This window comes from Halobellus captivus, assembly GCF_003697845.1.
In the GTDB taxonomy this organism is placed as follows: domain Archaea; phylum Halobacteriota; class Halobacteria; order Halobacteriales; family Haloferacaceae; genus Halorubrum; species Halorubrum glutamatedens.
The window spans coordinates 125,413-137,104 of sequence record NZ_RDQE01000003.1 but is presented as its reverse complement, the minus strand read 5'-3'; the positions used below and the strand labels follow the sequence as shown (position 1 = coordinate 137,104).

The 11,692-nt window shown below is 68.3% G+C and carries 13 protein-coding genes; 6 read left to right on the top strand and 7 right to left on the bottom strand.

Translation table 11 applies throughout. The annotated features are described in order from the left end of the window. Positions 1-259: 259 nt before the first annotated feature. Genes EAO78_RS17855 through EAO78_RS04505 form a run of 3 tightly spaced genes read left to right on the top strand, consistent with a single transcriptional unit; the run spans position 260 to position 1,637 of the window. The gene (locus EAO78_RS17855; protein ID WP_203227825.1) at positions 260-532 is read left to right on the top strand and encodes a hypothetical protein; all 273 of its coding nucleotides are present in this window, start codon (positions 260-262) and stop codon (positions 530-532) included. Next, the gene (locus EAO78_RS04510; RefSeq protein ID WP_162498046.1) at positions 490-1,059 is read left to right on the top strand and encodes a CPBP family intramembrane glutamic endopeptidase; all 570 of its coding nucleotides are present in this window, start codon (positions 490-492) and stop codon (positions 1,057-1,059) included. The genes EAO78_RS17855 and EAO78_RS04510 overlap by 43 nt, the downstream gene beginning before the upstream one ends. After that, on the top strand, positions 1,056-1,637 hold the full coding sequence (locus EAO78_RS04505; RefSeq protein WP_122104826.1) for a flavodoxin domain-containing protein: 582 nt from the start codon (positions 1,056-1,058) through the stop codon (positions 1,635-1,637). Before EAO78_RS04510 ends, EAO78_RS04505 begins: the two co-directional genes overlap by 4 nt. Here EAO78_RS04505 and EAO78_RS04500 read toward each other — a convergent pair. Both EAO78_RS04500 and EAO78_RS04495 read right to left on the bottom strand, forming a co-directional pair. Continuing rightward, positions 1,561-2,364, bottom strand: a complete 804-nt coding sequence (locus tag EAO78_RS04500) for a serine hydrolase domain-containing protein (protein ID WP_238987625.1) — start codon at positions 2,362-2,364, stop codon at positions 1,561-1,563. The two genes, EAO78_RS04505 and EAO78_RS04500, sit on opposite strands and share 77 nt — an antisense overlap. Positions 2,365-2,885: 521 nt before the next feature. Then, positions 2,886-3,308, bottom strand: a complete 423-nt coding sequence (locus tag EAO78_RS04495) for a universal stress protein (protein ID WP_122104664.1) — start codon at positions 3,306-3,308, stop codon at positions 2,886-2,888. Positions 3,309-3,413: 105 nt separating this feature from the next. Here EAO78_RS04495 and EAO78_RS04490 point away from each other — a divergent pair, with 105 nt between their 5' ends. Together EAO78_RS04490 and EAO78_RS04485 are read left to right on the top strand one after the other, a co-directional pair. Continuing rightward, positions 3,414-4,142, top strand: coding sequence for an SOS response-associated peptidase (locus tag EAO78_RS04490; protein ID WP_122104663.1), 729 nt, complete (start codon positions 3,414-3,416; stop codon positions 4,140-4,142). A gap of 119 nt (positions 4,143-4,261) precedes the next feature. Beyond that, the gene (locus EAO78_RS04485) at positions 4,262-5,194 is read left to right on the top strand and encodes a DUF4349 domain-containing protein (RefSeq protein WP_122104662.1); all 933 of its coding nucleotides are present in this window, start codon (positions 4,262-4,264) and stop codon (positions 5,192-5,194) included. Positions 5,195-5,245: 51 nt separating this feature from the next. Here the strand turns inward: EAO78_RS04485 and EAO78_RS04480 are convergent, their stop codons facing one another. The 5 genes from EAO78_RS04480 to EAO78_RS04460 all read right to left on the bottom strand — a co-directional run bounded on the left by EAO78_RS04480 (position 5,246) and on the right by EAO78_RS04460 (position 10,571). Next, complete coding sequence (locus tag EAO78_RS04480; RefSeq protein ID WP_122104661.1) at positions 5,246-6,097, bottom strand: VOC family protein; 852 nt, start codon at positions 6,095-6,097, stop codon at positions 5,246-5,248. A gap of 115 nt (positions 6,098-6,212) precedes the next feature. Continuing rightward, positions 6,213-7,661 (bottom strand): small ribosomal subunit Rsm22 family protein, encoded by a 1,449-nt coding sequence (locus EAO78_RS04475; RefSeq protein ID WP_122104660.1) that lies wholly within the window; start codon positions 7,659-7,661, stop codon positions 6,213-6,215. A gap of 51 nt (positions 7,662-7,712) precedes the next feature. Then, entirely contained in the window at positions 7,713-8,486 is a 774-nt protein-coding gene (locus EAO78_RS04470) for an NAD(P)-binding domain-containing protein (RefSeq protein ID WP_122104659.1), read from the bottom strand. 100 nt (positions 8,487-8,586) lie between these two features. Next, a complete protein-coding gene (locus tag EAO78_RS04465; RefSeq protein WP_122104658.1) occupies positions 8,587-9,828 on the bottom strand; it encodes an MFS transporter in 1,242 nt (413 codons plus the stop codon). 77 nt (positions 9,829-9,905) lie between these two features. Continuing rightward, the gene (locus tag EAO78_RS04460; protein WP_122104657.1) at positions 9,906-10,571 is read right to left on the bottom strand and encodes a DsbA family protein; all 666 of its coding nucleotides are present in this window, start codon (positions 10,569-10,571) and stop codon (positions 9,906-9,908) included. Positions 10,572-10,625: 54 nt separating this feature from the next. Here EAO78_RS04460 and EAO78_RS04455 point away from each other — a divergent pair, with 54 nt between their 5' ends. Next, positions 10,626-11,642 carry a methyltransferase domain-containing protein gene (locus EAO78_RS04455; protein ID WP_122104656.1) on the top strand — a complete coding sequence of 339 codons (1,017 nt, stop codon included), beginning with the start codon at positions 10,626-10,628 and terminating at the stop codon, positions 11,640-11,642. Positions 11,643-11,692 lie beyond the last annotated feature (50 nt).

Below are 11,692 nucleotides of genomic sequence, written 5' to 3'. Positions count from 1 at the left end.
TGTTGTTGATGAACTCCGGGATCCGTGCGTGGATCGATCGGCATCGCCCCCTGAGTTTCGTCGCAATCGCGTACGCGTTCACCTGGACGATCCAGGGCACCCTCGCCTATTCAGGTATGGAAGCCTCCTGGACGCACTCGATCCTGATCGGCTTCGGCGGGTTCGGCCCGCCCATCGGCGCGGCGGTCGTCATCTGGGCCTCCGGTGGGAGCCTCCGCACCTGGGTCGGCCAGACGTTCAAATGGCGGATCGGCGCGAAATGGTGGCGCTCGCACTCGGATTTCAGTTCATCATCCTCTCGCTCGGCGTTCTGCTGTTCGTCGTCGCCGGTGGCCCGATCGACCTTACCGAGTTCGAATCGCCGTTCATCTACCTGTTCGCGATGGCGTGGGGAACCGTGTGGGATGGCGGTCAAGAGGACCTCGGGTGGCGTGGCTTCATGCTGCCCATCCTCCAGGATCCTACAGCGCGCTGGTGTCGAGTGCCGTCGTGGGCGTCACGTGGGCGGCTTGGCACCTCCCGCTGTTCCTGAACGCTACCACAACCCACGGCGGCTGGCCGCTCTCCCAGCAACTCCTCCGGATGGTCTCCATCCTTGCTGGATCCACCCTCTGGACGTGGATGTACAACAGCACTGTCGGGAGCGTCCTCGCCGTCGCAGTGTTCCACGCCGGCATTAACGTCATGGGGATCTTCCACCCCGCCGACCAAGAGGCGCTCATCCCGAACGGTGCGCCGGATCCCTGGCTGAACCTGCTCGCCGAAGTCACCGGCGCCGTTCCCCTCGTGTTGGTCGCGATCCTCCTAGTCGTCGTCTACGGCGCTGACCGCCTCGCGAACCGCGATCCACCGACCCCCAAGACGCCGGCCTCCCAGCGGAGACTGAATCAGACGCCGCAGAATGAAACCCACCGACGATGGACATCCATTGCAAGTACCGAGTTGCTCCGGCGCGAATCAATGCCTGCGTCGAGCCGTGAATCGGATGGAATCACAGGATCTACCGGAATTTATCTGCTGACGCGGCGAACGCACGTACAGAGGTGTGTGAACACGTGAGCTCTTTCCTGGTACTCTACGGGACGGGCGAAGGCCAGACGGCGAAGATCGCAGAACGGATCACGGCCACAATCAGCAAGCGCGGCCACGAGGCGAGCGCGATCGACGTGCGTGACCGACCGGACTCGTTCACCCTGGAAGTCTACGACGCCGTCGTCGTGGGTGCCTCGATCCACGTCGGGAAACACCAGAAGGAGGTTCACGACTTCATCACCGACAATCGAGACATCCTCTCAGAGATGCCGACCGCGTTCTTCCAGGTTTCGCTGTCCTCGGCGAACGAGGAGAAACGCGAAGAAGCTGCGGGATACGTCGAGTCGTTTCTCACGGAAACCGGGTGGCACCCGGATCGAATCGGGCAGTTCGGCGGCGCGCTTCGGTTCTCCGAGTACGGGTTCCTCAAACGCCTGATGATGAAGCGGATCGCGAAGGACCTACTCACCGAGGAACGGGCGCCGAACGGAGACGTCGAGTTCACCGACTGGGACGCGGTCGACGCGTTCACAGCGGACGTCTCCGCGTTCGTCGAAGGCCGCCTCGGCGTCGCCCCGGACACCCCGGAGGATTCGAGATACTGACGACGGTCCACTGGAGGACGAGCGGCCGAGACATTCCATACTCCGTAACTAGGGCATCGTCTGTCTGATCCTCACTCGACGATTCTCTGGTAGTCATGAGGGTGCTGATATCGCCCCAATAGAGTCGGATAGTACTATCCTTCGAAAGTGTCCCGTCGATAGCATCGGGAACAGGCTGGTCGAACGTGCTCTGATCCATCCCCAGCGGTTCGAAGATGTCGCCTTCGACGTACTCACCGAACGACGAGTCGGCAGTCGCGGCGGCGATATGGCCAGCGAGCGCGGCCCCGTAGTTCGAGTAGGCGGTGAACTCACCCGGCGGCCGAACTCTCGCCGGTCGTTCGTTCTGGAGCATCGTCGAGAGCGGGCGCAGATCCGCTTCGTTCAGGACAAACGTTCCACGAGCGCGCTCCTCGAATCCCGCAGTATGCGTCGCGAGGTGGTCGAGCGTGATGGGCTGGTCGTACGTGTCCGGTATCGTGACACCGTCGAGGTAGTCGTTCACGTCAGTCTCGAGATCGAGCCGGCCAGCCTCGACCCTCTGCATGACTGCCGTCCACGCGAAGAGTTTCGACGTCGATCCGATGCGAAAGAGCGTATCGCCCGCCTCGACTGGCGCATCAGTGCGGACGTCTCGGACGCCGTATCCCTTCGTGAACGTCGAATCACCGTCGACGACCGCGACCGTTGCACCGGGGATGTCGTGGGCCTCGAGCTGGGCGTTCATCACGCCGTCGAGGAACGTCTCGAAGGACTCCGGATCGGAGAGCGGTCCGTTGGGCCGTCCCTGCTGGCTGGGTTCGGCTGCACTCGCGCTGCCGGCTCCACGTTGGAGAGCGAACGCCGCGGACCCTGTCGCCGCGAGACCCCGAAGTACAGTACGTCGAGAGTGCGTGGTGGGCTGGTCGTGACCAGCGATGGTATCGGTTGCTGTCTGTGATCGGGACATCGGTCGGTCTCTTTTGACTGGTACTTGACCTGTACTACTGGCAGCTCTATCGAATGATCGACGCTTATGAGCATAAAGATACAGCGTAGACCCTTGGCAGTGTGTAGTTAGTAGTACAGCGATCGAAGGCTTAGAGCTATGATACAGCCGTTGTACATCAATGTGACTAATCATATATTAGTGAACACTGGTTTGAATAGAAGGTACGCCTCAAATCCGTCCTCCGAGGTTGCGGCACCCGCGAACGGCGCGACGTTCCGGAACGGCGACGCTGACGTCGTTCGAGTCGATCTCCGAGGCTATTTGACGAGCGTCGTCGGAACGTCGGTCCGACGGACGACTGCCTCGGCAACGCTTCCGATCAAGAGGCGTGAGAGACCGTCGCGACCGTGGGTCCCCATCACGACGTGATCGAAACTTCCCTCCTGGACGTATTCGACCAGTCGCCGATCCGCCTCGCCCAGCAGATACGTCACGGCGACCGATCGGTCGTCCACGACGTCACGGATCGTCTCGAAGACGTTCCGGGCGGTCTCGTCACCCACTCCGTCCAACTCCGCCGGATCCGCGCCGTACACCTCTTCGATATCGGTCGAGAGCATGTCCAGTTCAGGGTACGCGACGTGGACGATCGTCACCCGGGCGTCCGTGAAGACCTCGAGCGCGTACACGAGCGATTCACGGGCCAACGGCGAGTCATCCATCGCGACGAGGTGTTCCATGCGGACGTCTTCCAAGCGGACCCGGATAATTCTCCCCCGGCTACACCCCCCGATCGGCGACAGGGTTCTCCATTTAAGACCACTCGACCGAAAGGTCGACAGAGAATGTGTGGCCGGTACACGCTGTTCACGCCCGTCGGGGAACTCGAGTCGCGGTTCGACGCGACGTTCGGGGACGGCCTCGAACCCAGTTATAACTGCGCACCCGGCGAGGACCTCCCTGTCGTGACGGTCGAGGACCCGGATCGAGCGACCCGAATGACGTGGGGATTGACCCCGTCGTGGGCCGAGGAACCGTTCGATCTGATCAACGCCCGAGCGGAGACGGTTCGAGACAAGCGGAGCTTCGCGGACGCATACGAGTCCCGTCGATGTCTCGTTCCCGCGGACGGGTTCTACGAGTGGGTCGACGACGGGACCGGAAAACGGCCGTACCGCGTCGCCTTCGAGGACGACCGTCCGTTCGCGATGGCCGGCCTGTACGAGCGATGGAAACCGCCGAAACCGGAGACGACCCAGACCGGACTCGGCGCGTTCGGCGGCGGGACGGGTGCGAACGGGGACGCCGACCCCGGTGACGAAGGCCGGGTCCGCGAGACGTTCACCGTCGTGACGACCGAGCCGAACGATCTGGTTGCGGACCTCCATCATCGGATGGCGGTGATCCTCGCGCCCGACGAGGAAGAGCGCTGGCTCCACGGCGACCCGGACGAGGCGGCGGCGATCATGGACCCGCATCCGGCGACGGAGATGAAGGCGTATCCGGTCTCGACGCGCGTGAACGCCACGGGAACGGACGGCTCGGAGCTGATCGAACCGGTCGACGCCGGCTGAGGAACGCGACGTCGTCCGCCCGTCGACCACGATCGCGGCCGCCGATCGGCGCGATCGAGGGACAAACCGACGTTTGTCCCTTGAAATCCTTTACCACGATCGGCGTCGACGTCTCCGATATGGACACGAGACGACTGCTGTGTGTCGTGGCGCTCGCGGGCCTCGTGGCGCTCGCCGGCTGTGCCGGTGCGGGCGGCGGGGACGCCGGCGGCGCGGGCGACGCCGACGTCACACGATCCGTGGACGGTGGCGGGGCCGACGGGGCGGGATCGGTCACGGAGGAGGCCGGAGACGGTTCGGGTGACGGATCGTACGCGATGGCCGACGGGGAGGGCCAAACCGCCGCGGCGGCCGCAGATCGACGACTGATACGGACCGGAGACCTCCGTCTCACCGTCGATACCTTCGCGGAGGCGGACGCGGAGGCGCGCACGATCGCCGAGGGGTACGGCGGGTTCGTGAGCGATTCCACCCGGGAGACCCACGAGCGGGGCGACGAGGAGTTCACCGTCGGCGAACTCACGCTCCGCGTCCCGAGCGAGGACTTCGACGCCGCGATGACCGACCTCGAGTCGCTGGGGGACGTCGAGCGCTCGACGACCGAGAGCCGGGACGTCACGGATCGGATCGCGGACCTCGAGGCACGCTTGGAGAACAAGCGGGCCGAACGCGACCGCCTCAGGGAACTCTACGAGGGCGCCAACACGACTGAGGACGTGCTGGCGGTCCAGCGGGAACTCGCCGACGTCCAGGAGGAGATCGAGCGGATGGAGGCCGAACGGGCCGCTCTGGAGGAGCGCGTCGCGCTGTCGACGATCCGGGTCGAACTCCGCGAGGAGCCGCCCGAACCGTCCGCCGTCTCGACGGCGTGGTACGCCACCGGCGTGGTGACCGCGTTCCTCGAGTCGGTTCGGGGCCTCGGAACGGTCCTCCGGGCCGCCGTCGTCGCCGCCGCCTACGCAGCCCCATACGTCCTCGCGGCCGGGCTGCCGCTTCTCGGCGTCGGACTCGCCGTCCGTCGCCGGCTTTCACGGTCGGACGGCGAGGAGTGACGACGCCTCATCGACGTGGAGTCGGTCGTCTCTTTCCTCGGCGACGGCCCGCTACGATCCGTCGACCACCCGGATCTCGATCCCGTCCGGATCGGCGACCGCGAACCCGTTTTCGATCGTCGATTCGAGGTTCGCGGGGAGACGGTCCCGGAGCTCTCGACGGAGCGCGTCGTCCGACACGACGACCTCGAACCAGTCGAGTCCGCGTCCGTCCCCTGCGGGCTCCGTGCGCCCGCTCCACGTGTTCGCCCCGACGTGGTGGTGGTAGCCGCCGGCGGCGACGAACCGCGCGTCGGGGTAGGTGGCTCGGAGGTCGAAACCGAATGCCGCTATATAGAACCGCTCGAACGCCTCGAGCGACGCGACCTCGAGGTGGACGTGACCGACGTCGGTGTCGGCCGGCGCTCGCTCCTCGCCGGTCGCGGCCGCGGCGACGCCCTCGAAGTCGAGCGGTTCGGTCACCATGTGAACCCGATCGTCGCCGACCGTCGACCACGTCTCACGGGGGCGGTCGCGGTACACCTCGACCCCGTTTCCCTCCGGGTCGTCGAGGTACAGCGCCTCGCTCACGTCGTGGTCGGAGGCACCGTCCAGTTCCCATCGGTTCCGGATCCGTTCCAGGGCGTCGCCGAGCGCGGCACGGGACGGGACCCGGAACGCGGTGTGGAACAGTCCCGCCTCGGTCCGGGCGCGCCCGGCCGCGTCGGGGTCGGCGGTCAGTTCGAGGAGCGGAGTCCAGCCCGTACCGAGCGTCGCGGTCGTTCCGTTCCGATCGAGCACCGAGAGTCCGATCACGTCCCGATAGAACGCGGTCATCGGTTCGAGGTCGCCGACGCGAAGGGCGACCCGGCCGAGGTGCGTCTCTTCGGGGATCGTCCAGTCGTCGTCGGTCGGAGAGTCCATGTCCGAAGGAGGTGGAGCGGGCTGATGGAGATGTCGATCCGATCGGTTTTCCACCGGGGCGTTCGACCGACCGGGTCCCGACTTCCCGGGTCCGGCCGCGTCCTCCGAGCGGTCGTCAGCGCGCGACGACGTCGACGACGGTCTCGTCGTCCACGACGACGTTGTACGCGGCCTCGTCGTCGTTCCAGAGCACGAGTCCGTTCTCGACGAAGAGGACCGCGCCGTAGTCGGCCTCCCGAAGGCCGTCGTTGAGGACCGTCTCGCGCGTACAGACGAGGTAGTGGTCGACGGACTGTGAGCCGTCGCCGACGCGGTACACCGCGTTTTTCCCGTCGCTGAGGTCGTGGCTGAGTTTCACCGCGAGGAGGTTCACGCGGTCGGTGACGTGTTCCTCGGAGTCGGCCATTCTCGCACAGCGGTCGTCGCTCGCTTGGACGTCCACTCGACGTTTCCCGTCGGTTCGGAGGATCGAGTAGGCGAACTGGACGTCGACGTTGTGGAACTCGCCCGGCTCGTCGGTCGCCTCGCGGACGGCCGCCTCGTCGAGCCGGCGCTGGAACGGCGGGACCGCGAGGTCCGCCCGCACGTCGAAGGACCATCCCCGGTCGGTCGCGCTCGCGTCGGGCCAGAGCCGGAGGGTCGGCGAGTAGATCTCGACGCCGCCGTCGGGGGTCGCGACCGCCCGCTCGGCTCGGCGGAGCCCGATCGCGGTCTCGCGGTCCGCCGGCGCGAGCGCGATCACGCTCCCGTCCGCGGCGAGCGCGTCCAGAGAGGCCTCGAGGACGGCCGCCGGGTCCGAGAGTTCGGAGAGGACGTTCCCGAACAGCACCAGATCGAAAGGGTCGTCCAGGATCGAGCCGGCGTCGCTCCCCGTATCTTCGAGCCCGAACGTCGACTCGGCGGTCGTCCGGTGGACCGTCGCGCGGAAGTTCCGGCCGGTCTCCTCGAGCAGGCGGTCGAGGACGTCCGCGGCGGCGCTGGGCTCGACCGCGTGGTACTCCACGACCGCGTCCTCGGGGAGGTAGTCGTGGAGCCCCAGCGCCGGGCCGCCGACGCCCGCGCCGACGTCGAGGACGCGGAGCGTCCGGTCCAGCAGCCCGTTCTCGGCGAGGTCGTCGAGGACGTAGCCGATCGCCGCGTAGTAGTCAGAGATGTGATAGATCGCGTAGCCGAGGGCGGCGATCCGGTCGTATCGAACGTCGTTGCCGTAGAGGTAGTCGGCCTTGAGCCGGCGGATCGTCTCCCGGAGTTCGTCGCCGGAGTCGCCGACGTGCCAGTTCGCGCCGAACTCGGAGATCAGGAGGTCCTCCAGGGCGAACGCGTACGCCTCGGGGAACGCGTCCGGTGCCCACCCCGCCGGGCGGACCGGGTCGTCGTCGACGGGGACGAAGCTGCCGTCCCCGCGTTCGCGAAGCCGGAGGTCGAACGCCTCCTCGCGAAGCGTCTCGCGGACGACCGCGGGATGCGGCGTCCCCTCGATGTACTCGGTTATCTCCTCGGGGTCGATGGGGCGGACCTGGCGCAGGTAGTTGGCAGTGTCGCGGACCGCCGTTCTGTCGATCATGGTGGGTATCGGTCGGTTCGGGGATGGAGATCGGATCGGTTCAGAGGTGGGTCACTCGTGTCGCTCGCGCGGGTCCCGGTCGCCGCGGGCACGCTCGTAGAGTTCGGCGAACCGTTCCGGGTCGGCGTCGGCGATCTCGCGGGCCGCCTCGGCGACCTCGTCGGCGCCGCCGAAGGCGCGCTGTATCTCGGCGTACACTCCGGGAGCGCCCTCCGTGACCGTGTCGGCGACGTCGTCGAGCGCCGCGGAGACGGGGGTATGAAACTCCTCGCGGACCTCCTCGCCGGCGAGCCGCCACGCGAGCACCGCGGCGTGTGCGCCCGCCTGGATCGTCTCCATCGCGCGGTCGTGTTCGGACGCGGTCGTCTCGAAGACCTCGTTGCCGCCGGCCTCGATCGCCGCGGAGACCGAGCGTATCGCCGGCCCCGGCTCGTCGACGACGGCGGCGACGTTGCCGGGGACCCGCGGCGGCGCGAAGAGCGGGTGATAGCTCGCGCGCTCGAGGCCGGGCGCGTGCTCGCGCATCGCCGCGATCGACGCGGTCATCTCGCCGGAGACGTCGAACATCGCCCGTTCGGCCCGCGGCGCGTACGCCGCGACCGCGTCGGGCACCGCCGACATCGGGACGGAGAGACAGACGGCGTCGTGTGTCGTCTCCGCGTCGGCCGGAACCGCCGTGGCGTCCCGGCCGTCGGCGGCGTCGGCCGCCACGTCGGCGTCGCGGTCGGTGAAGGCCACGCTCGCGTCGACGGGCGAGCCCTCGGCTGTGAGGGTGTCCGCCACCCATCGGCCGATCTCCCCCGCGCCGACGACGAGCAGGTCCATTCGTCGTCCGATCCCAGGACGTGCGAGCGGTAAAAAGGCTCGACTCGACCCGTCGGGTTCGACGGTCGTCGTCGAGCGTCTCGAGGAGTCGCGATCCGAGTCAGTCGTCTCCGGTCGACGAGGCGGAACCGACCCGCGGTGCGACCGCGCGTACGGCCGGGAGAAGCGCCAGCGCGATGGCGAGCTCGAGCCCGCCCACGGCGAGGAAGGCGGCCCGGTAGCCGAACGCGCCGGTCGCGCCGCCGCCGACGAGAAACCCCGTCAGGAACCCGAGCGAGCCGAACACGTTGAACGCCCCCATCGCCGCCCCGCGCGCGGCCGGGTCGACGAGGTCGGTGACGAGCGCCATCGTCGCCGGGGCCATGAGCGCGCCACAGACGCCGACGAGGGTCATCAACCCCGCCGCGACCGGGTAGACGGGGGCGACGCCGACGCCGATCGTGACGATCCCGTACGCGATCGATCCGAGCACGACCGGCACGAACCGACCGATCCGGTCCGAGAGCGACCCGAACGGCGACTGTAACAGCGCGAACGGGACGAAAAAGAGCGCGAGCGTCGCGCCCGCTCCGGTCGCCGAGAGCCCGAAAGTGGCCGGGTCCTGGAAGTAGTACACCCCGACCAGCGCGAAGAAACCGGCGGTCAGGCGGTCGACGAAGCCGAACGCGAAGGGGACGAGGAGGCCGGGCGTCTCGCGAGCGCGTGCGATCACCTCCCGGAATCCGGGCTCGTCGTCGGCATCGCCGTCCCCCGAACTCGCGGAAGTCCCTCCCGTCGTGCGGTCGTCGACGGTCGTCGCGAGCAGCCCCGCGCCCGCCAGCACGACCGCGCCGGCGTAGACGGGGTAGAACGGCCCGACGTCGGCGAGCGCCCCGCCGACGACGGAGCCGACCGCCGCGCCGAGCCCGATCGCGAGCCCGGCGGCGCCCATGTTGCGGCCGTTGCCGCCGCCGAGGTCCATCAGCATCGTGATCGCGAGCGAGAACGCCCCGATCGTGAGCGATCCGCCGACGACGCGGACGACGAGGGCCGCCGAAAATCCGAGGCCGAGCCGCGGGACCGCGGCGAGCGCGGCGTAGGAGGCGGCCCCGCCGAGCGCGCCGGCGACGACGAGCGGGACCCGCCGGCCGAGCGCGTCGCTCGCGGCCCCCCAGACCACGGCGAACGTCACGAACGCCGCGAACTCCGCGACGAGGAACCACATCCCCGCGTCGATGCCCGCGGGCGCGCCGAGTTCGACCACGAGGTCGGGAACGCCGGGGTAGAGGAGGACCTGCGAGACCAACACCGCGAGCACGACCGCGCCGAGCCGCCGGCGGTCCTCGCGGTCGTCGCTCGTCATTGGTTTATAAAACGCGTCGAACCGTCAAAAGGCCGACGTTCGGGGGTCGCCGTCTCGACCCGGTCGGGGTCGGCCGCTCAAAGCGCCGACTCGATCGCGTCGATGATCGTTCCCGAGTCGTAGCCGTCGACCGGCTCGCCGTTCACGAAGATCGCCGGCGTCCCGCTCACGCCCATCGATTCACCCTCGTCGCGATCGCTCATCGACGCGTCCTCGTACGTCGAGAACTGGGCGTCGGCGATGGCGGCACAGGGATCCGCGCCCGCCGTCTCCGCGGCCGCGCCGACCGCCTCGCCGCTGTAGTCGCCCTGCGACTCGTAGGCCGCCGTGGCGAACTCGAAGAACGCCTCGTCGCCGCCGTGCTCGCCGACGCCGCGGGCCGCGCTGGCGACGGGAACCGCCCAGGTCTCGTTCACCGGGATCGGGAAGTCCCAGTGTTCGTACCGGATCTCGCCCGGCTCGATGAACTCCTCCCGGACGGCCGGGAAGTGCTCGAGCTTGTAGGTCGCACAGTGCCCGCAGGTGAAGTCCTCGAACGCCCGGACGACCACGTCCGCATCGGGATCGCCGAGAGTCGGGCGGTACTCGAGGTCCGGGGCGCTCGGCTCGGTCAGGTCACAGTCGTACTCGCCCGTGTCGAGCGTGTTCCCGCCGCTTCCGCCGCCTCCGCCGAGACAACCCGTCACGCCGATGGCACCGCCCGCCGCGACGCCGGAGAGCAGCACCCGCCGCGTGTGTTCCATGTCCCCGGTTCGGGGTGGGACGCACTTAACCACTCCGAGAGCCTCGAACCGGACGTGACCCGACCGTCGACGTACGAACACTCCCGATACCTGGAGGCCAAACGCACCGTCGACGACCGCGCGCTCCACCGCCCGACGCTCGACCGGTTGCGGGAGGCCCTCGCGGTGCGATCCGCCGACGCTCGTGACGCTCCTCTCCGCGTCGTCGAGGTCGGCTGCGGGACCGGATCGATGCTCCGTCGGCTCCTCGAGTGGGGGGTCCTCCCCGACGAGGTCGTCTACCGCGGGTACGACCTCCGCGAGGAGTCGGTCGACCGGGCCGTCGAGGAGCTGAAAGCGTGGGCCGAGGGAGTGAAAGACGCCGAGGGGACAGGATACGCTCTCGGCGAGGTCCGCAACGATCCCGAAGCGACGCGGACGGTCCGCCTCGACGGCCCCGACGGCTCGTCCGTGACCGCGACGTTCGCCGCGGCCGACGCGGTCGAGGTCGCTCGTCGGACCGACGCGGCGTACGACCTGCTCGTCGGCTGTGCGTTCCTCGACCTCGTCGACATCGACCGAGCGCTCGACCCGCTCCTCGGGCTGGTTCCGGACGGATTCGCGTACTTCCCGATCACCTACGACGGGGAGACGTTCCTCGTCCCGTCGCTCGAGGGGGACGGGACCGTGGACGAGGCGACAGAGCGGGCCGTCCTCGACGTCTACCACGCGACGATGGACGCGCCGGACCGGGCGGGCGGGAGCCGAACGGGGCGTGAACTGTTCCCGGCGCTGCCCGCCGCGGACGCCGAGGTCGTCGCCGGCGGCGGATCGGACTGGCTCGTGACGCCCCCCTACCCGGGCGAGGAGGCGTACTTCCTCCACCACCTCGTCGACGGGATCGAGGAGGCGGTCGGCGGGGCACTCGCGGACGGATCCCCGGCAGTTGCCGACGAGGACACCGTCGACCGGCTCTCGCCGGGAATGGTCGGGGAGTGGGCCGACGCGAGACATTGCGCGATCACGAACGGTCAGCTGACCTTCGGGGCACACAACCTCGACGTCCTCGCACATGTCGAGTCGGACGATTGAGCTTTTATCCGTGCGCGTTCCGAGCCTGGGGACGCGCCCGAACGCTTTTG

Coding starts and splice junctions, on each gene's coding strand:
- EAO78_RS04460 (WP_122104657.1), bottom strand. CDS start 10,571: ATGGAACACACGCGGCGGGTGCTGCTCTCCGGCGTCGCGGCGGGCGGT.
- EAO78_RS04465 (WP_122104658.1), bottom strand. CDS start 9,828: ATGACGAGCGACGACCGCGAGGACCGCCGGCGGCTCGGCGCGGTCGTG.
- EAO78_RS04470 (WP_122104659.1), bottom strand. CDS start 8,486: ATGGACCTGCTCGTCGTCGGCGCGGGGGAGATCGGCCGATGGGTGGCG.
- EAO78_RS04475 (WP_122104660.1), bottom strand. CDS start 7,661: ATGATCGACAGAACGGCGGTCCGCGACACTGCCAACTACCTGCGCCAG.
- EAO78_RS04480 (WP_122104661.1), bottom strand. CDS start 6,097: ATGGACTCTCCGACCGACGACGACTGGACGATCCCCGAAGAGACGCAC.
- EAO78_RS17855 (WP_203227825.1), top strand. CDS start 260: ATGGTGGCGCTCGCACTCGGATTTCAGTTCATCATCCTCTCGCTCGGC.
- EAO78_RS04485 (WP_122104662.1), top strand. CDS start 4,262: ATGGACACGAGACGACTGCTGTGTGTCGTGGCGCTCGCGGGCCTCGTG.
- EAO78_RS04490 (WP_122104663.1), top strand. CDS start 3,414: ATGTGTGGCCGGTACACGCTGTTCACGCCCGTCGGGGAACTCGAGTCG.
- EAO78_RS04500 (WP_238987625.1), bottom strand. CDS start 2,364: ATGAACGCCCAGCTCGAGGCCCACGACATCCCCGGTGCAACGGTCGCG.
- EAO78_RS04495 (WP_122104664.1), bottom strand. CDS start 3,308: ATGGAACACCTCGTCGCGATGGATGACTCGCCGTTGGCCCGTGAATCG.